This window comes from Streptomyces sp. NPDC059224, assembly GCF_042754285.1.
GTDB lineage: Bacteria > Actinomycetota > Actinomycetes > Streptomycetales > Streptomycetaceae > Streptomyces.
Window position 1 is genome coordinate 1 of record NZ_JBHZAN010000038.1, and the last position, 20,037, is coordinate 20,037.

Below are 20,037 nucleotides of genomic sequence, written 5' to 3' on the forward strand. Positions count from 1 at the left end.
GACCACCCGCTGGAACAGCTCCCACAACTCGTCCGGCACCATTCGATCGACCATCACCACACGGTGAAGATTACCGAGCACTCCAAATGAGACGACGTCTTAAGCGGTGCGTCCCAGACGCGGATGGCGACGCTCAGGGCGGCTTGGTCGCCGCCGGCTCGGGGCCGCCCGACTCCTACAGTTCCTCCGCGATGGGTCGGCGCCAAAGTAGCTGCGTTTCCTCGTTGCATCCCCGCCTCGGCGCTCCACGAAACGGGCCGATGCGGGCCAGGCCGTGTCGGTGTCCCGGAAGCCGTCGGCACGGCACTGGCGGCCGTCAGATCGACCCACAGAGCGTCCGCGGCATCCAGGGTGATCAGGCCGTCCGCGCGCCCGGGCATGACACGCTCTGACATACCGACAGGCTATCGGCCTGCACGAGCCGACGGGCCTCCAGGCGCCTTGGTCAGCGCAGGCCACCGACATTGCTGTCGACCGCAGCTTTGGTGGCTTGGCTGCCAGCCCCCGACAACGCAGCGCACTTCTCAACCGTGCACGGACGGGCCCGGACGCGGGAACAACTGCGGGCTGGCTTCGGTGTCGGTGCCGCGACCCTGATCAGGATCCCGTCACTCACCGGCGGATCAGTGCACAGAAACCGCACACTCTGCGACTGGGTGCATGCGGTAAGTGATATTACATGCGGACCTACGGCTATCGCTTCTTCCCGGGCGACTCGAATCCTGGGTGTATGGGCCGTAGTTCGGCCGTGGCCAAACAGCAAACAGGCCTCTGATCTACGTTTCCGCAGGTCAGAGGCCTGTCGTGCAAGGGTGAGTGACGGGACTCGAACCCGCGACATCCTGGACCACAACCAGGTGCTCTACCAGCTGAGCTACACCCACCATGACCGGCGGTCATTCTGTGGTTTCTCCGACCGGCCGAGAAAAAGTGTACAGGGTCCGAAGGGGTGCTCGCGCACGGCTTTACGGGCGTGCCCTCCGGGCCCTCCCGAACGCCTATTCCGCAGGCAGCACGTGCTTGGCCGCGATCGTCCGCGCGGTGTCCGAGTCCGGGCCGGGCTGCGGTACGAAGATCGCCTCGCGGTAGTAGCGCAGTTCGGCGATCGACTCGCGGATGTCGGCGAGGGCGCGGTGGTTGCCGTTCTTCTCCGGGCTGTTGAAGTACGCCCGCGGGTACCAGCGCCGGGCCAGCTCCTTGATGCTGGACACGTCGACGATCCGGTAGTGGAGGTACCCCTCCAGGTCCGCCATGTCCCGGGACAGGAACCCGCGGTCGGTGCCGACGGAGTTGCCGCACAGCGGGGCCTTGCCGGGCTCCTTCACGTGCTCCCGGACGTAGGCCAGGACCTGCTCCTCGGCTTCGGCCAGCGTCGTGCCGCCGGCCAGCTCGTCGAGCAGGCCGGACGAGGTGTGCATCTGGCGCACCACCTCCGGCATCGTCTCCAGTGCCTTGGCCGGCGGACGGATGACGATGTCCACGCCCTCGCCGAGCACGTTCAGCTCGGAGTCGGTGACCAGTGCGGCCACCTCGATGAGCGCGTCGTCGGACAGCGAGAGGCCGGTCATCTCGCAGTCGATCCACACCATGCGATCGTTCATGCGACCACCCTAAAGCTGACGTCCCCTTTTGTGGCCCCCGCGGCAGGTGCCGCTGCCGTCAGGGGGCAGTGGGCGGGTGAAAGCGGGCCCGGGAGGCTGGCCGACAGGCCTACCGCCGCGGTCCTGCGGGTCTGCATCGGGAGTACCCCCTCGGGGTACTGGACCGTCAGCGCGCCCGTCGTCGGCAGCGGTGCCGGTTCCGGCGTGTCGGCCCGCTCGGCCTGCGGCCGCCGTGCCCGGTACGCCGCCCGGTACGCCGCCGGGGACGAACCAAGCTGGCGGCGGAAGTGCCCGCGCAGGGCGACGGGGGAGCGGAAGCCGCAGCGGCCCGCCACCTCGTCCACCGAGTAGTCGGACGTCTCCAGGAGACGCTGCGCCTGGAGGACCCGCTGCGTGATCAGCCACTGCAGCGGGGCGCTGCCCGTCAGTGAGCGGAACCGGCGGTCGAAGGTCCGGCGGCTCATGTAGGCGCGTGCCGCCAGCGTCTCCACGTCGAACTGCTCGTGGAGGTGCTCCAGCGCCCAGGCGACGACCTCGGCGAGCGGGTCGGCGCCGATCTCCTCTGGTAAAGACCGATCGAGGTAGCGCTCCTGACCGCCCGAGCGGCGCGGCGGGACCACCAGGCGGCGGGCGAGCGCGCCGGCCGCCTCGTTGCCGTGGTCCGTCCGCACGATGTGGAGGCAGAGGTCGATTCCGGCCGCCGTACCGGCGGACGTCAGGACGTCGCCGTCGTCCACGAAGAGTTCGCGTGGATCGACGTGCACCGACGGATAGCGCTTGGCCAGCGTCGGCGCGTACATCCAGTGCGTGGTGGCCGGCCGGCCGTCCAGCAGCCCGGCGGCGGCCAGTACGAACGCGCCGGTGCACAGTCCGACGATGCGGGCGCCCTCCTCATGGGCACGGCGCAGCGCGTCCAATGCCTCTTCGGGCGGTGGCGCGGTGATGGAGCGCCAGGCCGGTACGACGACCGTGCCGGCGCGTGAGATCGCCTCCAGGCCATGTGGCGCGGTGAGTTCCAGGCCCCCTGTGGTCCGCAGCGGGCCTTCCTCGCCTCCGCACACCAGTAGTCGGTAGCGCGGTACGCCGGCGTCCTGGCGGTCTATCCCGAACACCGACAGCGGTATGGAACTCTCGAAGATGGGGCCGCCGCTGAACAGCAGCACCGCGACGATCTCCTTGCGGCGTCGCCCGGAGAGTTTCCGGGCCGCGGCTTCCGGCGCGGCAGTGGAGTCGTGGCTCATACTGCTAAGCCCCCCTCGGTGGTCGCGGCTCCTCGGTTGTGTCGCTCCTGCACGTTTCCCCTCGGTCCTGCACGAGTCCCCCGCCGTAAGACGTCAAGATCGAATCTACTGGTTTCCGCGGTGTCGCGTTGACCAGTTCGACACGCCGCAGATTGTCGACATGACAACTTGGCGTGAAGCATTCGATCACGAAGCGTTGCACTCACGGGCCGTGCGGGGAAGTGCGCCTCGTGGCAGTGGCCAAACCGCGTAGGGTGCGCGGGGTCTCCCGGACCCTTTCCGTGCAGGTGGAACGGGGGTTGGGGGGTGGTGGGAGCCCCTCTTGCGCAGGGTCGGGAAGTTGGCTGAAAAGAAGCGTTCCCGTGCGCGGAAACCGGTCAGTCGACCGGTGTACCGCTCCTAGTGTGACGTCCGCCTCCCCGGACCGCCCCGCGGGGTGCCCGGTGGGGTGCCCGGTGCGGTGTTCCGGACGGCTTTCTGCGCGGCTTCCCGTGCGAGTTTCCGTGCGGCCGGGCTGTCGTCCCGCGCACCGAGCGGCGCAGCAGGTACCGGCACGCCGCGGTGACGGCGGCCAGACCGAGGGCGGTGCCGGCGGCACCGGCCGGCGAGCTGCCGTACCAGAGGAGCACGACGGGGACGAGGACGCAGGAGAACGCGGCCCAGCGGACGACGTCGCCCGCGGTGTCCTGGGCGGCGTGCGGGCCGGGTTTCGGGCGCGGTCCGGACATGTGGTCGTCTCCCTGCTCTGCCTGGCGCCGTGCTCCCGCCGGCTCCCCGGCGGTGCTGCCGTCGGGTTCAACGCGTGTTCGAGCGGTCGGTCACCGTGCGTGGGCCGCGCTCCTGTCCGAATCCTGTGCAAACCGCCTGTACGGGGCAGCAACCATTGCGTTACGGGCGCGGCTCGTGCATGCTCCCTGGAACCCAACCGACTCCGGGGAAAGCTCCCTGCGGAGCGTGCGCGGGATCTGGGCTGAGGAGGCGTGCCGCCGTACCCTTGAGGGTATGGGGTTGGGAAGATGTTTCCCGGACACAGCTCCGCCGCACACTGTCGTCCCCTCCCACAAAGGATCACAACGCCGAGACAGCCATGGCCGGTCACGAATTCTTCGATCCAGCGGACCGCAAGCGGCCGGTCGCCGATCCCACGGCGGCCGATGCGCTGGCGGCGGAAGAGCCACGCCCTTCCTGCGACCCCGCCTTCAAACACGGAGTGGTCGTCGGCTTCGACGGCTCCACCTCCAGTGAGCGCGCCCTCGCCTACGCGATCGGGATGGCACATCGCTCCCGCGCTGGGCTGATCATCGTCCACGTCGCCAACCGACTGCCGACCACCGTGTGGGCCGGCTGTGAGCCACCCGTCTTCGTCGACGTGCCGGACCACCGCACCGAGGTGCTCGGTCTCGAACTCGCCTGCGCCGACTACCTGGCCGAGGTGCCCTGGATCCTCGTCGAGCGGGGCGGGGACATCTGCCACGAACTCGAAGAGGTGGGGCGGGAGTACGAGGCCGACGCGATCGTCGTGGGGTCGACCCACGGGATCGTCGGGCGGATCTTCGGCTCCGTCGCGGGCAGACTCGCCAAGCGGGCCAAGCGGCCTGTCGTTGTCATTCCGTAACTCCGCGCTCTCCCAGGTGAGATGCGCCGTGGGTACGGCCCGGCTCCCTTTGTGCGTGCGTAAATCTACTCGTGCGTAGAGGTGTTTGTGTCCTTATGAAGGGCATATATCGGTCACCGCGCACAAGTGCACAAAGCATGAAGGGAGCCCGCCGTGGACAACGACGTCTCTGCGGGAAGCGGAACCACTACCGTGGCCGGCCGACTCGCCCTGGGGATCACCCTGTTGGCGTTCGGTATCGGCACCACCGGCGTGATCGACGACGTCACCACGTCCGACGCCGTGTCAGTCGCCCACTACGTGGGCGGAGTCGCCCTCTTCCTCGTCGGCCTGCTGGCCTTCCGTGACCGTGACACCGTGAACGGCACGGGCTATGTGGCCCTCGGTGCCCTCTGGTTCACCTGGGCCGTCTCGTCCGGCTCCAACGCCTCGGCCAACGCGGCCGGGCTCTTCCTGCTCCTCTTCGCCCTGGTGGCACTGTCGTTGACCCTCGCGGGCGGTGACACGCTCGGACAGGGCACGCACGCACTGCTGTTCCTGTCGATGGTGCTCCTGGCTGTCGCGAACTTCGCCGACAGCTCCTCGCTGGTCAAGGTGGGCGGCTGGGTCGCCGTGGCGGCGGGGGCGGTGGCCTGGTACGCCGCGACGGCCGCGCTCGCGCACTGGCCGACGGCACTTCCGAGGCGGGCTGCCGGCCGGGGGGTGACGGCCACCGGCTGATATGGCAGCCGACGCCGGGGAGTCGGGCGTCCCCGGCGATCCAATGAGCGGACCCCTTCGTGGCTTGGTGGCACACGTGGGGGTCCGTTCGGTTTGGTCGGCCCGTGCGGGTCGGTGGGGCTCGTCGCACCCGCACAGCCGAACGCGGCGCTACTCCACCGTCACCGACTTCGCCAGGTTCCTCGGCTTGTCGATGTCCCGGCCGAGCGCCTTCGCCGTGTGGTAAGCGAGGAGCTGGAGCGGGACACCCATCAGGATGGGGTCGAGTTCGTCCTCGTTCTTCGGGACGACGATCGTGCGGTCCGCCTTCTCCTGGTGCCGGTGGGCCACCGCCAGGATCTTGCCGCTGCGGGCCTTGATCTCCTCCAGGGCCGCGCGGTTCTTCTCCAGGAGGTCGTCGTCGGGGACGATCGCCACCGTGGGGAGCGCCGGCTCGATCAGGGCCAGCGGGCCGTGCTTCAGCTCGGACGCCGGGTAGGCCTCCGCGTGGATGTAGGAGACCTCCTTGAGCTTCAGGGAGGCCTCGCGGGCCACCGGGTAGCCCCGGACGCGGCCGATGAAGAGCATCGAGCGGGCGTCGGCGTACTCCTTCGCCAGCTCCTCGATCTCCGCCTCCTGGTCGAGGATCTCCGAGATCTGGGCCGGCAGCCTGCGCAGGCCCTCGATGATCCGCTTGCCGTCCCGGACCGAGAGGTCACGGGTGCGGCCGAGGTGCAGGGCGAGCAGGCCGAAGGCGACGGTCGTGTTCGTGAAGCACTTCGTGGAGACCACGCAGACCTCCGGCCCCGCGTGCACGTACATGCCGCCGTCCGCCTCGCGGGCGATCGCCGAGCCGACCACGTTCACCACGCCCAGCACCCGCGCGCCCTTGCGCTTCAGTTCCTGGACGGCGGCGAGGACGTCGTACGTCTCACCGGACTGGGAGACCGCGATGTAGAGGGTGTCCGGGTCGACGACCGCGTTGCGGTAGCGGAACTCGGAGGCAGGCTCGGCGTCCGCGGGGATCCGGGCCAGCTCCTCGATCATCTGGGCGCCGATCATGCCCGCGTGGTACGACGTGCCGCAGCCGAGGATCTTCACCCGGCGCACGGCCCGCGCGTCCCGGGCGTCCAGGTTGAGGCCGCCGAGGTGCACGGTGGAGAAGCGGTCGTCGATCCGTCCGCGCAGCACGCGGTCGACCGCGTCGGGCTGCTCGAAGATCTCCTTGTGCATGTACGTGTCGTGGCCGCCCATGTCGTACGACTCGGCCTCCCACTCCACGGTGGTCGGCTCGGCGGTCGTGCGGGTGCCCTCGGTGGTGTACGTCCGGAAGTCGTCGGCCTTGAGGGTGGCCATCTCGCCGTCGTCCAGCGTCACTATCTGGCGGGTGTGGGTGACCAGGGCCGCGATGTCGGAGGCGACGAACATCTCCTTGTCGCCGATGCCGAGGACGACCGGGGAGCCGTTGCGGGCCACCACGATGCGCTCGGGGAAGTCGGCGTGCATGACGGCGATGCCGTAGGTGCCCTCGATCAGGCGCAGCGCCTGGCGGACCCGCTCCTCCAGGGTCTCCGCCTGGGAGCGCGCGATCAGGTGGACGAGGACCTCGGTGTCGGTCTCGGAGAGGAACTCGACGCCGTCCGCCTCCAGCTTGCGGCGCAGGTCGGCGGCGTTGTCGATGATGCCGTTGTGGACGACGGCGACCTTCTGGTCGGCCGACATGTGCGGGTGGGCGTTCAGGTCGGAGGGCGCGCCGTGGGTGGCCCAGCGGGTGTGGGCGATTCCGGTGGTGCCCTTGAAGCGTGCCGGGACCTTGGCCTCCAGGTCCCGGACCCGGCCCTTGGCCTTGACCATCTTCAGGCCGGCCGCCTTCGGGGAGGAGACGACGATGCCCGCCGAGTCGTAGCCGCGGTACTCCAGCCGCTGCAGACCCTCCAGGAGCAGGGGGGCCACGTCACGCTTACCGATGTATCCGACAATTCCGCACATATATAGGTGTTCCGTATTCCTCAGCCGTAGACCATGCGACGCAGCTGCCGGACGGTGAGCTCCGGCGGGGCGACCGCCCTGTACTTCAGATCCGCTTCGATCCGTTCGAAGATCTCCGCGTTCACCAGGCCGTCCGCCTGGAGTTCGCGGTGGCGGCGCCGGACGTAGTCCCCGGCCGTCTCGTCGAAGTAGGCGAGCACGTCCTGTATCACCCGCAGCGCCTCGCCCCGGCTCAGGGGCGTGGAGCGCGTCAGATGATCAACAAGTTCGTCGTGCACCCGTAGATCCTGGAGTACGGAACGGCGGTTTAGCAAGAATCCTGCCCGATTCCGGGCAGCGGCCTGTTGAATCCCTTATGGGGCTCTGTTCGCAGGCTGTCCATCCTGTGTCTTGCGCCACGTTGCTTGTCGCGGCGAGTTTCAGACGTCATGGACATTCCTCGTATGGGCGTACCCGATGAGCTTGCCGAGCGCATGAGCATGGCCGAGCAGCACGAGTACCTCCGCGCCGCATTCTCCCGGCGCTCGATGATCAGAGGCGGCGCCGTGACTGTCGGCGCCGTCACAGGCGGCTCGTTCGTCCTGGGCGGCACGGCTCAGGCGGCCGTCCCCACCCGGTCCTCCGCCCCCGCCACCCCGTACGTCGACGGCGCCTACGTGGCGCCCTTCGGCCGGCACCTGGCCTTCGGCAACGACGCGGGCACGGAGATGACGATCTCCTGGCAGGTTCCGGTCGCGGTCAAGAAGCCCTTCGTCCGGATCGGCACCCACGCCTCGCATCTCTCGGTCCGGATCCCGGCCGAGATCCGCACCCTCTACACCCCGGCCGGCATCGGCGCCAGCGGCGACCACACGCAGTACTACGTGCACGCCAAGCTGGCCGGCCTCAAGCCGGGCCGCACCTACTTCTACGGCGTCGGCCACGAGGGCTTCGACCCGGCCGCCCCGCAGTACGCCAGCACCATCGGCACCTTCACCACCGCCCCCCGCAACAAGGAGCCGTTCACCTTCACGGCCTTCGGCGACCAGGGCGTCAGCTACCACGGCCTGGCCAACGACGCCCTGATCCTCGGCCAGAACCCCAGCTTCCACCTGCACGCCGGTGACATCGCCTACGCCGACCCGTCCGGCGCCGGCAAGACCGCCGACACCGGCTTCGACTCCCGCGTGTGGGACCAGTTCCTGGCCCAGACCGAGTCGGTCGCCAAGTCCGTGCCGTGGATGGTCTCCTACGGCAACCACGACATGGAGGCCTGGTACTCGCCGAACGGCTACGGCGGCGAGGAGGCCCGCTTCACCCTGCCCGACAACGGGCCGGACAAGAAGAACCTGCCGGGCGTGTACTCCTTCGTCCACGGCAACACGGCGATCATCGCGCTGGACCCGAACGACGTCTCCTTCGAGATCCCGGCCAACCTGGGCATCTCCGGCGGAACCCAGACCAAGTGGTTCGAGGCGCAGCTCAGGAAGTTCCGCGCCGACAAGGACATCGACTTCGTCGTCGTGTTCTTCCACCACTGCGCCTACTGCACGTCCACGGCGCACGCCTCGGAGGGAGGCGTGCGCCAGGAGTGGGTGCCGCTGTTCGAGAAGTACACGGTCGACCTGGTCATCAACGGCCACAACCACCAGTACGAGCGCACCGACGTGATCAAGGGCAACAAGGTCGTCAAGAAGCTCCCGATCGGCGAGACCTCCTACCCCGAGTCCGAGGGTGTCGTCTACGTCACCGCGGGCGCGGCCGGCCGCAGCCTGTACGCCTTCACCGCTCCGGACTCCTACGAGGGCCACCTGAACGAGGTCGACTCCGTCGCCTCCTTCGTCAACACCAAGGACGGCAAGGTCGACGAGACCGTCACCTGGTCCCGGGTGCGCTACCTCAACTACTCGTTCCTGCGCGTGGACGTCGAGCCGGCGCCGCGCGGCCAGTACGCCAAGCTGAAAGTGTCGGGCATCGCCGAGACCGGCGAGCGCATCGACCACTTCACGGTGGCGCGCAAGGCCAAGTAACACCCGGCAGAAGGTGGGCGGGTGGTCCTGTGGCCGTATGGGAACCACCCGCTCCCGCCTTCTCACATCCGCTTGAGCACCGCGCCTTTGGCCCTCGCGAACTCCTCGTCCGTGAGCACGCCCGCGCGGTGCAGCTCACCCAGTTCGCGCAGCCGCCGCAGCAGCGCGTCGTGATCGGCCTCGGGCTCCCCGGCCGGGAGGGGCGCCTCGGGCGGGGCCGCCGACGGATGCGGCAGCCGCGCCTGCACCGCCGCCGCGACCAGCGCCATCAGCGGATCGCGCCTGAACCCCCACAGCTCCACCGCGTTGGGGTCGTACTTCGCCCGCGCCGCGGCCGGAGCGCCGCGCACCCGGAACCGCAGATGGCCGTTCTCCAGACCGGCGGACGGCTGCCACTCCACGGCCAGGATGTCCGCCAGGGCCAGCGTGCGGGGACCGGCGGCCGCCTTCACGTCCTCCGTCTTCCAGTTCCACTCCAGCCGTACCCGCTCGCCGTCGAAACCGGCGGTGCCGTCCCCGGCGGAGACCGACAGCGGCAGGTGCGGACCCGGCAGCAGATACCCGGTCACCGGCGTGCCCGGGACCCGCTCCAGCAGCAGTGCGTCGCGCACCGAGTCCGTGAAGTACTCGGCGACGCCGTACCGGTCCGGCTCCACGGACAGCCGGTACGGGTCGTGAGGTTCGGTGAGCCGGCCGCCGGTGGCCTGCAGCAGCGGATCGGCGCCGTCCCGCAGCCGCAGCCTCAGCAGCCCCGACCTGCGCCCCTGCTCGAACGAGACACCCGCCAACGCGCCCAGCGGCACGGCCAGTTCACCCAGCGTCCGGCGCAGCACACTGACGTTCCTGTCCCGCCCGGGAGTCAGCCGCAGAGCGTCTCCGTCCAAGGCCCAGGTGGCGTCCTTCTGGATGATTTCCGCCATGGGGGGATTGTTCCACCGGAAGTACGGCCCGGTGGTCTCGACCAATCCGGGCCGGTGGTGCATCCTCAGCCGAGTCCCCTGCATCGAGTTCCGCCGATGTCTTTGCCGATGTTCTGTCGAAGGGAGCGCATGTGCGACCGCACCACAGAACGACTCCCCGCACCCCCCGTACTCCTCGCCTGGCCCGGGTCCTCGGGTCCCTGCTGCTGGTCGCGGCGGCCGGCGCCTTCACGGTCGGCGCCACCCCACCCGCGCCCGGACCCGTTCCCGCCCCGCTCGACCGGGTCGTCCCGGCGCCCGCCTCGGTCAAGGCCGGCGGCGCGCCGTACCGCATCACCCGCGACACCGCCATCCGCGTCGACGGCTCCCCGGAGGCCCGGCGCGTCGGCGAATACCTCGCGGACCTGCTGCGCCCGTCCACCGGCTACCGGGTGCCGCTGACCACGCACGGCACCCCGGGCATCCGGCTCCGGCTGGCCAAGGGCCCGTTCGGCGCCGAGGGCTATCGCCTCGACAGCGGCCGCGACGGGGTCACCCTCACCGCCGCCGCACCCGCCGGCCTCTTCCACGGCGTCCAGACCTTGCGCCAGCTGCTCCCGGCCGCCGTCGAGAAGGACACCGCTCAACCGGGCCCCTGGCTGGTCGCGGGCGGCACCATCACCGACCGCCCCCGATACGCCTACCGGGGCGCGATGCTCGACGTGTCCCGGCACTTCTTCACCGTGGCCCAGGTCAAGCGGTACATCGACGAACTGGCCCTCTACAAGATCAACGAGCTGCATCTGCACCTCAGCGACGACCAGGGCTGGCGCATCGCCGTCGACTCCTGGCCCCGCCTGGCGGCCTACGGCGGCTCCACCCAGGTCGGCGGCGGCCGGGGCGGCCACTACACCAAGGCCCAGTACGAGGACATCGTCCGCTACGCCGCCTCCCGCTATCTGGAGGTCGTCCCCGAGATCGACATGCCCGGCCACACCAACGCGGCCCTCGCCTCCTACGCCGGCCTCAACTGCGACGGCACCGCACCGCCGCTGTACACCGGCACGGACGTCGGTTTCAGTTCGCTGTGCGTCTCGAAGCAGGTGACGTACGACTTCGTCGACGACGTCATCCGCGAACTGGCCGCCCTCACCCCGGGCCGCTATCTCCACATCGGCGGCGACGAGGCGCACTCCACCAGCCACGAGGACTACGTGGCGTTCATGGACCGGGTGCAGCCGCTCGTCGCGAAGTACGGCAAGACGGTGATCGGCTGGCACCAGCTGACCGGCGCGCATCCGGTGCCGGGCGCGATCGCCCAGTACTGGGGGCTCGACGACACGAGCGCGGACGAGAAGGCCCAGGTGGCCACGGCCGCGCAGCACGGCACCGGACTGATCCTCTCGCCCGCCGACCGGGTCTACCTCGACATGAAGTACACCGAGGACACCCCGCTCGGCCAGGACTGGGCCGGTCTGGTGGAGGTGCGGCGGTCCTACGACTGGGATCCGGGCGTCTACCTTGCGGGGGCGCCGGGGTCGGCGGTCCGCGGGGTCGAGGCACCGCTGTGGTCCGAGACCCTCGTGACCAGCGCCGACATCGACGTCATGGCCTTCCCCCGGCTGCCCGGGGTGGCGGAGCTGGGCTGGTCGCCGGCGTCCACGCACGACTGGGACGCCTACAAGGTGCGGCTCGCCGCGCAGGCGCCCCGCTGGGACGCGCTGGGCATCGGCTACTACCGCTCTCCGCAGGTGCCCTGGCCCGCGAAATAGGCCGAACCGGAAATGGCCGACGGGCTCCCCCGAGGACCGTACTCGGGGGAGCCCGTCGGCCCGGATCAGAACCCCGCGACGGGATTTCTCAGGGTTCCGACCAGCTGGAGGGCGCCCGACGGGTCCGCCAGGTCCACCATCTGCCTGTTGTCGCGCAGCTGGAGCCGGTTGAGGCAGGACAGCGCGAACTCGGGCGCGAACATGTCGTACCGCGCGAACCTGTCGGCGAGTTCGGGCGCCGATTCCTGGTATGCGCGGGTGACCTCGGCGACCGTCCGCCAGAAGTCGTCCTCCGTCAGGACCCCTTCGGCCGCCAGGTTCGCGGCGAGGAAGCGGAAGAAGCAGTCGAAGACGTCCGTGAAGACCGACAGCAGTTTCCTGTCGTCGGGGACCTCGACGCGCAGCCGCTCGACCGCGGGCGGCAGCACCGCGTCCGGGTCCATGACCGCGATCTCCTCGGCGATGTCCTTGTAGATCGCCCGCTGCACCACGCCGTCCCTCAGTACCAGGATGACGTTCTCGCCGTGCGGCATGAACACCAGGTCGTAGGCGTAGAAGCTGTGCAGGAGCGGCGTGAAGTAGGCCTTCAGGTACGCCCGAAGCCAGTCCTCGGGCGTCAGCCCGCTCCGCTCGATCAGCGCGGCGGCGAAGGAGGCGCCCTCGTGGTCCACATGGACCAGCGAGGCCATCGTCGCCAGCGACTCGCCCTCCTGGAGCGACGGCACCGGGCTCTCCCGCCAGAGCGCCGCCAGCATCTTCCGGTACGGCGAGTAGCGGTCGGTCGCCCGCTCGTACTCCAGGTGCCGGTAGCCGACGGCGGCCCGCTCCCGGATGATCGACAGGCCGGTGGACCTGAGCACCGGGTCGTTGTCGATGAGCTCGGCCAGCCAGTCGTTGATCGCCGGGGTGGCCTCCATGTAGGCGGCCGAAAGACCGCGCATGAAGCCCATGTTGAGGACCGACAGGGCGGTCTTGACGTAGTGCTTGCCGGGGTGGGAGCTGTTGAAGAAGGTCCTGACGGACTGCTGGGCCAGGTACTCGTCGTCGCCCTCGCCCAGACAGACGAGGTGGCCGCGGGCGACCTCGGCCGCGAAGGTGACGGTGAGCTTGTTCCACCACTGCCAGGGGTGGACCGGGACGAAGAGGTAGTCGGCGGGGTCCAGGCCCCGGTCGCGCAGGACGCCGTGGAAGCGCTCGACGGTCCTCTCGCCCAGCTCGTCCCGTACGAAGGACTCGTAGTCGATGCCCACGCCCGCCGTGAACGCGGCACGTGAGGCGTGGGCCGCGAGCCAGACCAGCCGGACCGGGCTCGCGGTCTCGGGGGCGTACGACAGGTACTCGTGGACGCCGAAGCCGAGCCGGCCGTTGTTGGCGACGAAACAGGGGTGGCCCTCGGTCATCCCGGTCTCGATGGCCTGGAAACCGCTTCCGGCGAGCTCGGCGACCGGGATCTGCGGCTTGGCCAGCTTGTAGCAGGTGCCGGACAGGGTGGAGGAGATCTCCTCCAGGTAGACCGGCAGGATCTCGTCGCTCAGACCCAGCGAGTCCTTCAGCTCGATGAAGAAGTCGAGGGCGGCGAGCGGGAGTCCGGCACCGTCGCGGACCCGGGTGATGGAGTCGGCGTCCACCTGCCAGTGGTCCAGGGCCCGGCGGACGGCGGTGAAGCGGTACCGGGTGAGCCCGTCGTCGCTGCGGACGGTGTACGACTCCCCGTCCCGCTCCGGGGTGATCAGGCGTTCGTGGGCGAACTCGGCGAGCGCCTTGCGTATCAGGAGCCGGTTGGCCCTCTCCCAGCGCTCGGGGGAGAGATGGGCCACGGCGTCGGCGAGGGTCATACGGTGGCCACCGCCTTCTGGAACCGCTCCCGGGTGCAGAAGCTCAGCAACGCCGTCTTCTCCGGCTTCTGGATCTCGCCCGCGGGCACGAACCCGACGAACTCGTTCAGCGCGTGCACGGCCGTGTTGTGCACGTCCGGCTCGACGACGATCCGGCGGGCCGCCGGGTCCTCGAAGAGGTGCGCCACCACGGCCGTGATGACGGCCCTGGTGAAGCCGTGCACGGGCGTGTCGGTGGCCGGGGTCAGGAAGTGCATCCCGACGTCCCCCGGCTCCGGCTCGTACAGCCCGGCCAGCTCGCGGTGGGCTGGATCGTAGTACTCCATGAGGAAGGCGGGCTCACCGTCCTCGCCGAGGCCGAGGAGCGCATGGTGGTGCTCGTCGGCGGCGATCTCCCTGTAGGCCCGCTCGACTTCCTCCGGTCCGGCGCCCTGCATCATCCAGTGGGCCGCCTTGGGGTGGGTGACCCAGGAGTGCAGCAGCTCGCCGTCCCGGAGGGGGTCCAGGGGCCGGAAGGTGAACGTCGTTGCCGTGGTCGGCGTGCTCATATCGCGAACTCCTGGAAGGCGATGGTCTTCTCCACCGGGTAGTACTCCGAGCCGAGCAGCTCGCGGATGATGTACGCGTTCCGGTAGGGGCCCATGCCCAGGTCGGGGCTGGTGACGCTGTGGGTGTGGACGCCGGCGTTCTGGAGGAACACCCCCCGGCCCGTGATGTCGACGGCGTAGTTGCGGGCCACGTCGAAGTTGCCGTGCGCGTCGTAGCGCAGCCGGTCGCGGACGGGCCGGAGGAACTCCGGCTCGGTGTACCGGTAGCCGGTGGCGAGGACCAGGCCCTGGGTCTCCAGTTCGTAGTCCCTGCCCTGCTCCTCCTGACGCAGGGTGAGGGTGTAGGTGCCGTTGTCGTAGGCCGCAGCGTTCAGGCTGGAGTTGGTGAGCAGCCGGGTGGGGACCGGCCCGCCGAGGTTCTTCTGGTAGAGCAGGTCGAAGATCTCGTTGATCAGGTCGCCGTCGATCCCCTTGAACAGGCCCTTCTGTTCGGCCGTGAGCCGGTAACGGGTCTGCTCGGGCAGGGCGTGGAAGTAGTCGATGTACTCCGGGCTGGTCATCTCCAGCGTGAGCTTGGTGTATTCGAGCGGGAAGAAGCGCGGCGAGCGGGTCACCCAGTTCAGGCGGTAGCCGTGGACGTCGATCTCGCTGAGCAGGTCGTAGTAGATCTCGGCGGCGGACTGGCCGCTGCCGACCAGCGTGATGGACTCCTTGGACTGGAGTTCCTGCTTGTGCCGCAGGTACCGCGAGTTGTGGATGAAGTCGCCGCCCAGGCCCTGGCAGGCCTCCGGGACGTAGGGCGGGGTGCCGGTGCCGAGGACCAGCCGGCGGGCGCGGTAGGTGTCGCCGGCGGCGGTGGCGAGGACGTACAGCCCGTCGTCGTGGCGGACCTCCGTCACCGTGGTGCCGAAGCGGACGTTGGTCAGCTTGTCGGCGGCCCACCGGCAGTAGTCGTCGTACTCCACCCGCAGCGGATAGAAGTTCTCGCGGATGTAGAACGAGTACAGCCGGCCCCTCTCCTTCAGGTAGTTGAGGAAGGAGTACGGCGAGGTGGGGTCGGCCAGGGTGACCAGGTCCGACATGAACGGGGTCTGGAGGTGGGCGCCGTCCAGGAGCATGCCGGCATGCCATTCGAAGGCGGGCTTCGAGTCCAGGAAGACGCCGTCCAGTTCGGCGATCGGCTCGGTCAGGCAGGCGAGGCCGAGGTTGAAGGGCCCGAGCCCGATGCCCACGAAGTCATGGACGGTGGTCGGGTGGTCAGGACGCGCGGTCAAGGGACTCTCCCAGGTACTGCTCGGCGTGGCCGGCGATCAGATCGAGGACGGCGGTGATGTCGGCGGTCGTGGTCTCGGGGTTGAGCAGGGTGAACTTGAGGTAGTGGCGGCCGCCGACCTTGGTGCCCGCGACGACCGCGTCACCGGAGGCGAACAGTGCCTTGCGGGCGTACAGGTTGGCGCGGTCGATCTCGGCCGGGTCGGTGACGGCCGCCGGGATGTAACGGAAGACGAGGGTGGACAGCGACGGCTGGACGACGACGTCGAAGCGGGGGTCGGCGGCCATCACCCGCCAGCCCTCCGCGGCCAGGTCGCAGACCTCGTCGAAGAGCCGGCCGATGCCGTCCGCGCCCATGGTGCGCAGCGTCATCCACAGCTTGAGGGCGTCGAAGCGTCGGGTGGTCTGCAGGGACTTGTCGACCTGGTTGGGGATGCGCTCCTCGACCATCCGGCGGGGGTTGAGGTACTCCGCGTGGTAGGTGGCGTGGCGCAGGGTCGCGGCGTCCCGGACCAGCACGGCGGACGAACTCACCGGCTGGAAGAAGGCCTTGTGGTAGTCGACGGTGACCGAGTCGGCGCGCTCGATCCCGGCGATCCGGTCCCGGTGCTTCAGGGAGGCGAGCAGTCCGCAGCCGTAGGCCGCGTCGACGTGCATCCAGACGCCGTACTGATCGCACAGCTCGGCGATCTCCGGCAGCGGGTCTATGGAGCCGAAGTCGGTGGTGCCGGCGGTGGCGACGACCGCCATGGGCACCAGGCCGTCGTTCCTGCAGCGCTCCAGTTCGCGGGCGAGGGCGACGGTCTGCATCCGCTTGTCCTGGCCGACGGGGACGCAGACCACCGCGTCCTGGCCGAGGCCGAGCAGTTTCGCCGACTTCTTCACGCTGAAGTGGCTGACCTCGGAGGCGAGGATCCGCAGTCTGGCCAGGGAGGCCGGTCCCTCCCACCCGTCCGGCCCCGGCTTCGCCTCCTCCCTCGCGAGCAGCAGCGCCTGGAGGTTGGACTGGGTGCCGCCCGAGGTGAACACGCCGTCGGCGGCCTCACCGAGGCCGATGCGGGCGGTCGTCCAGTCGATCAGCCGCCGCTCGATCAGGGTGCCGCCGGCCGACTGGTCCCAGGTGTCCAGGGACGAGTTGACGGCGGTGAGCACCGCCTCGCCGAGCACCGCCGGGATGACCACCGGGCAGTTGAGGTGGGCCAGGTAGCGGGGGTGGTGGAAGTAGACGGCGTCCCGGAGGTAGACGTCCTCCAGCTCGTCCAGGACAGCGGTGGTGTCGTGCAACGGCTGGTCGAGGTCGATGCCCTCGACGAGGGGGGCGAGGTCGTCGACGGTGACACCCGTGAACGGCCGGTCGGTGGTGGCGAGTTTGGCCGCCACCCGCTCTACTCCTTCGGTCACGGAGCGGCGGTAGTGCTCCGCGGTCCGGTCATTGAGCAGGTGCGAGCGCATGTGGGGGTCCTCCGGGGACGATCCGTGCGGGGAGGGGAGCGATCCGCTCCACTTAGGTTAGCCTAACCTAAGTAACACGGAGGAAGCGCTGCCCCTCCCGTGACGGCCGTCACGTCGGCCTCTGACTACTCGCCGGCTTCCCGGAGTTGTTCCTCCGTCAGGCCCTGCCGCCAGTAGCCGACGAAGGTGACCCGGCGCCGGTCCACCCCCCGCTCCCCGACGAAGTGCCGGCGCAGCTCCTTCACCCGCCCGGACTCACCGGCGATCCACACGTACGGGCGCTCCCCGGCGGGCAGCCGGGCACCCCGGATCGCCGCCTCGGCGGTGGTGCCCACCACCCAGTCGATCTCCGCGTCCGCCGCGGTCGCCACGTCCTGGACGTCCCCGGCGTGCGGCACCTCCAGCCAGGCGCGGACCCGGGCGCCGGCGGGGAGGGATTCGATGATGGCGGTCGCCGCCGGTACGGCGGTGTCGTCGCCCCAGATCAGCACCAGACCGGTGTCCTCGGGCGGCCGGAAGCGGATGGCCCGGTTGTCGGCGACCGCGGGGCCGAGCAGGACCACCCGGTCGCCGGCGGCGGCCCGGGAGGCCCAGCGGGAGGCGGGCCCGGCGGGGGATGGGGGTCCCCCCGCCGGAGCGGAGCCGGGAGTGGGGGAGGCCCCCGGTCCCACCCCGTGCAGCACGAAGTCGATGTCGATCTCGTCCGGGCCGCGGCGCAGTTCCCGCAGCGTGTACGAGCGCATCACGGCCCGTACGTCGTCCGGGAGTTCACGCCAGCCCCGGAACCAGCCCTCGCCCAGCTCGACGGGGACGGCCGGCTCGGTGCGCCCCTCGGCCGGGAGGAACAGGGAGAGGGACTGGTCGCGGCCGTCGGAGTGGAAGTGCGCCAGGTCGGCGCCGGCGAAGGTCACCCGGACCAGAGACGGACCGAGCCGCCTCGTCCGCGTGACCTGGAGGGAGAAGAAACGGAACGGGGCGGCTACGGCCGTCGTCATATGAGCTCCTGAGGCCCAGGAAGTTGTGTGGGTGTACGCGGGACCGGGGGTCAGCTGACCTTCTTCGCCGTCTCCAGCGCCTTGGCGAGGTTCTCGACCATCGCGACGCACTTGTCGTAGGAGAAGATCGGTTCGGGGGAGCGGGCGATGACCTGGCCGGCCTTGACCGCGGGGAGCCTCTTCCAGGTGGCCTGGGTGATGTCGGCCGGCTGGATGGTCGCCGTACGGTCGTCCATCATGATGATGTCGGCCCGGTACTTGTCGACGTTCTCCCAGCTCAGGTCCTCGTACCAGCCGCCGCTCTTCTTCAGGACGGAAGCCGACGGCTCGACGAAGTTCACGCCGAGGGCCTTGAAGTACTCCAGGTCCACCGAGAGGTTGGTGCCGGAGACGTAGAAGAGGTCCTGGGCGGCCGATCCGGCCAGCACCTTGATGTCGGGGTGCGCCCTGGCCGCGGCGCGGAGCCGGGAGGAGGCCGCCTCGAAGCGCTTCTTGGCGTCCGTGACCCTGCTCGCCGTCATGTCCGCGCCGAGCGACTCGGCGAGCGCCCAGACGCGCTGGAGCGGGACGGTCAGCTGGCGGTCGTAGGCCGAGATGCCGACGCTCGGGGCGAGCTTGGCGATCTTGTCCTTGGACTCGTCCGGGACGTACCAGAGGGTGCCGGCACCGTCGAACATCGTGGTGATGAGGACCTCGGGGGCGAGGGCCGCGTACTTCTCGACGTTGAACTGGCCCCAGGTGTTGCCGAGGACGGTCAGCTTGCTGACGTCCATGTCGCCGGCCTGGACGTCGGCCTTGCCGTCCTTGGTCTTCGTGGGGCCGAAGACGCCCTTGACGCCGACGCCGTAGTCGTACAGCGCGGCGGCGACGCCGACGAAGGCGACGATGTTCGCCGGCGCCCTGTCCAGCTTCACCGTGGTCCCGCGGTCGTCCTTGAAGCTCCAGGGGCCCGACTTGGCGGCCGTCGTCTCCTTGTCGGAGGAGGCCCCGCTTTTCGCGTCGTCGTCCCCGCAGGCGGCGAGCACGGCACCGAGGCCGAGGGCGCCACCGGCGGCCAGGATGCCGCGGCGAGTGAGGTGGGCTGCTCTGACATTGGACATGGGTGTGACTGCTTTCGGACGTGCGGGATCACCGCCGGACAAGTCGAAGATTAGGTTAGCCTAACCTCAGATCGTGTCCAGCGACGCCCCTCGGACCTCCCGCACGGGCCCGCCTCGCGTCTTCCAACTCCCGCACGTGCGCCCTCCCTTGATGCGTACCGGCCGGCGTGTTCCTCTGGTGCGGTGACCTACGGCTGGAGCAGACGTTCGCTCGTGTCCCTCTTCGTGGTGTCCGCGGGGGTTCCGGTGGCGCTGGTCCTCGGGGCCGCCACGGGATGGACCCGCGCGGCGCTCGGCGCCCCGGCCTGGGTGTCGTGGACGATCGCCGCGCTGGCGCTCTGCGCCGGTCTGCCGTTCGCCTGGGCGTCCACCCCGTTCGGTACCCGGGGTGCGACGAGCCTCCTGCTCAACGCCTATCGCCGGGAGGGGCTGGAGACCGCCGAACGGGACTACCTGTCCTGGCTGTCCCCGCGCCGGGCCGGACCCCAGCTGTTCAACCTCGGCCTCGCCCTTGACCGGGAGGGCGACGAGGACGGCGCTCTCGCGGTCTACCGGCGCGCGGCGCACCACGGATACCCGCCGGCGATGGTGAACCTCGCGCACGTCCTGAGCCGCCGCGGCGAGGAGGCCGAGGCCGAGGACTGGTTCCGGCGCGCGGTGGAGGCCGGATATCCGACGGGTACGCGGGGGCAGACGGACGGCGGGTAGGAGATCCCGGCCGCCGGGGCGCCGGGCGGCGGTCCGTCCCGGCACCAGCGGTCATGAGAGCGCCGCCGAAGTGCGGTGGTCGGGCCGCTTCGTCCCCGACGGGGCCGTCGACGAGGAGGTCGTCGATCTGTTCACCGGCATCTGCCGCGACGGCCTGGACGCCTTGCGCAAGCAGCTCAGCGGCTGACGGCCTGTGCGCCCGCCCCGTGGTACGGGGCGGGCGCCCCCGCCGACGCCCGTCTCATATAAACCAAAACCACCCCACCAAAACCACCCCAAAAACGGATTGCGTCATGGGGATG

Annotated in this window: 17 protein-coding genes and 1 tRNA gene; 5 read left to right on the plus strand and 13 right to left on the minus strand. The window is 69.8% G+C overall.

Annotated elements, in window-relative coordinates; translation table 11 throughout:
• Nucleotides 1–811 precede the first annotated feature (811 nt).
• From ACFXI4_RS34740 to ACFXI4_RS34755, 4 genes are all read right to left on the minus strand, one after another.
• A tRNA-His gene (locus ACFXI4_RS34740) sits at nucleotides 812–884 on the minus strand.
• Between the two features lie 114 nt (nucleotides 885–998).
• The gene (gene orn / locus ACFXI4_RS34745; RefSeq protein ID WP_384998619.1) at nucleotides 999–1,601 is read right to left on the minus strand and encodes an oligoribonuclease; all 603 of its coding nucleotides are present in this window, start codon (nucleotides 1,599–1,601) and stop codon (nucleotides 999–1,001) included.
• Nucleotides 1,598–2,842 (minus strand): helix-turn-helix domain-containing protein, encoded by a 1,245-nt coding sequence (locus tag ACFXI4_RS34750; protein ID WP_384998622.1) that lies wholly within the window; start codon nucleotides 2,840–2,842, stop codon nucleotides 1,598–1,600. Before ACFXI4_RS34750 ends, orn begins: the two co-directional genes overlap by 4 nt.
• 377 nt (nucleotides 2,843–3,219) lie before the next feature.
• Nucleotides 3,220–3,570: a hypothetical protein gene (locus ACFXI4_RS34755; RefSeq protein ID WP_384998625.1), complete on the minus strand. Its 351-nt coding sequence runs from the start codon at nucleotides 3,568–3,570 to the stop codon at nucleotides 3,220–3,222.
• A 359-nt stretch (nucleotides 3,571–3,929) separates the two neighbouring features.
• Between ACFXI4_RS34755 and ACFXI4_RS34760 the strand changes: the two genes are divergently transcribed.
• Nucleotides 3,930–4,457, plus strand: a complete 528-nt coding sequence (locus tag ACFXI4_RS34760; protein ID WP_384998628.1) for a universal stress protein — start codon at nucleotides 3,930–3,932, stop codon at nucleotides 4,455–4,457.
• Nucleotides 4,458–4,610: 153 nt separating this feature from the next.
• Entirely contained in the window at nucleotides 4,611–5,177 is a 567-nt protein-coding gene (locus ACFXI4_RS34765) for a GPR1/FUN34/YaaH family transporter (protein WP_384998631.1), read from the plus strand.
• A 150-nt stretch (nucleotides 5,178–5,327) separates the two neighbouring features.
• Here the strand turns inward: ACFXI4_RS34765 and glmS are convergent, their stop codons facing one another.
• Entirely contained in the window at nucleotides 5,328–7,145 is a 1,818-nt protein-coding gene (glmS, locus tag ACFXI4_RS34770; protein WP_384998634.1) for a glutamine--fructose-6-phosphate transaminase (isomerizing), read from the minus strand.
• A 20-nt stretch (nucleotides 7,146–7,165) separates the two neighbouring features.
• The gene (locus tag ACFXI4_RS34775) at nucleotides 7,166–7,423 is read right to left on the minus strand and encodes a hypothetical protein (protein WP_362720077.1); all 258 of its coding nucleotides are present in this window, start codon (nucleotides 7,421–7,423) and stop codon (nucleotides 7,166–7,168) included.
• Between the two features lie 165 nt (nucleotides 7,424–7,588).
• Here ACFXI4_RS34775 and ACFXI4_RS34780 point away from each other — a divergent pair, with 165 nt between their 5' ends.
• Nucleotides 7,589–9,154 carry a fibronectin type III domain-containing protein gene (locus tag ACFXI4_RS34780; protein WP_384998637.1) on the plus strand — a complete coding sequence of 522 codons (1,566 nt, stop codon included), beginning with the start codon at nucleotides 7,589–7,591 and terminating at the stop codon, nucleotides 9,152–9,154.
• A gap of 62 nt (nucleotides 9,155–9,216) precedes the next feature.
• On the opposite strand, the gene ACFXI4_RS34785 is transcribed toward ACFXI4_RS34780, so the two are convergent.
• Complete coding sequence (locus tag ACFXI4_RS34785; protein WP_384998640.1) at nucleotides 9,217–10,074, minus strand: DUF4429 domain-containing protein; 858 nt, start codon at nucleotides 10,072–10,074, stop codon at nucleotides 9,217–9,219.
• A 131-nt stretch (nucleotides 10,075–10,205) separates the two neighbouring features.
• Between ACFXI4_RS34785 and ACFXI4_RS34790 the strand changes: the two genes are divergently transcribed.
• On the plus strand, nucleotides 10,206–11,825 hold the full coding sequence (locus ACFXI4_RS34790; protein ID WP_384998643.1) for a beta-N-acetylhexosaminidase: 1,620 nt from the start codon (nucleotides 10,206–10,208) through the stop codon (nucleotides 11,823–11,825).
• A 65-nt stretch (nucleotides 11,826–11,890) separates the two neighbouring features.
• On the opposite strand, the gene ACFXI4_RS34795 is transcribed toward ACFXI4_RS34790, so the two are convergent.
• From ACFXI4_RS34795 to ACFXI4_RS34820, 6 genes are all read right to left on the minus strand, one after another.
• On the minus strand, nucleotides 11,891–13,660 hold the full coding sequence (locus tag ACFXI4_RS34795; RefSeq protein ID WP_384998646.1) for an IucA/IucC family protein: 1,770 nt from the start codon (nucleotides 13,658–13,660) through the stop codon (nucleotides 11,891–11,893).
• Nucleotides 13,657–14,208: a GNAT family N-acetyltransferase gene (locus ACFXI4_RS34800; protein WP_384998649.1), complete on the minus strand. Its 552-nt coding sequence runs from the start codon at nucleotides 14,206–14,208 to the stop codon at nucleotides 13,657–13,659. Before ACFXI4_RS34800 ends, ACFXI4_RS34795 begins: the two co-directional genes overlap by 4 nt.
• Nucleotides 14,205–15,482: a lysine N(6)-hydroxylase/L-ornithine N(5)-oxygenase family protein gene (locus tag ACFXI4_RS34805; protein WP_384998652.1), complete on the minus strand. Its 1,278-nt coding sequence runs from the start codon at nucleotides 15,480–15,482 to the stop codon at nucleotides 14,205–14,207. The genes ACFXI4_RS34800 and ACFXI4_RS34805 overlap by 4 nt, the downstream gene beginning before the upstream one ends.
• Nucleotides 15,466–16,932, minus strand: coding sequence for a lysine decarboxylase DesA (gene desA, locus ACFXI4_RS34810; RefSeq protein ID WP_384998655.1), 1,467 nt, complete (start codon nucleotides 16,930–16,932; stop codon nucleotides 15,466–15,468). The genes ACFXI4_RS34805 and desA overlap by 17 nt, the downstream gene beginning before the upstream one ends.
• A gap of 125 nt (nucleotides 16,933–17,057) precedes the next feature.
• The gene (locus ACFXI4_RS34815) at nucleotides 17,058–17,927 is read right to left on the minus strand and encodes a siderophore-interacting protein (RefSeq protein WP_384998658.1); all 870 of its coding nucleotides are present in this window, start codon (nucleotides 17,925–17,927) and stop codon (nucleotides 17,058–17,060) included.
• A 50-nt stretch (nucleotides 17,928–17,977) separates the two neighbouring features.
• Nucleotides 17,978–19,027, minus strand: a complete 1,050-nt coding sequence (locus ACFXI4_RS34820) for an ABC transporter substrate-binding protein (RefSeq protein ID WP_384998661.1) — start codon at nucleotides 19,025–19,027, stop codon at nucleotides 17,978–17,980.
• A 183-nt stretch (nucleotides 19,028–19,210) separates the two neighbouring features.
• On the opposite strand from ACFXI4_RS34820, the gene ACFXI4_RS34825 reads away from it, so the two are divergent.
• A complete protein-coding gene (locus tag ACFXI4_RS34825) occupies nucleotides 19,211–19,735 on the plus strand; it encodes a hypothetical protein (RefSeq protein ID WP_384998664.1) in 525 nt (174 codons plus the stop codon).
• Nucleotides 19,736–20,037 lie beyond the last annotated feature (302 nt).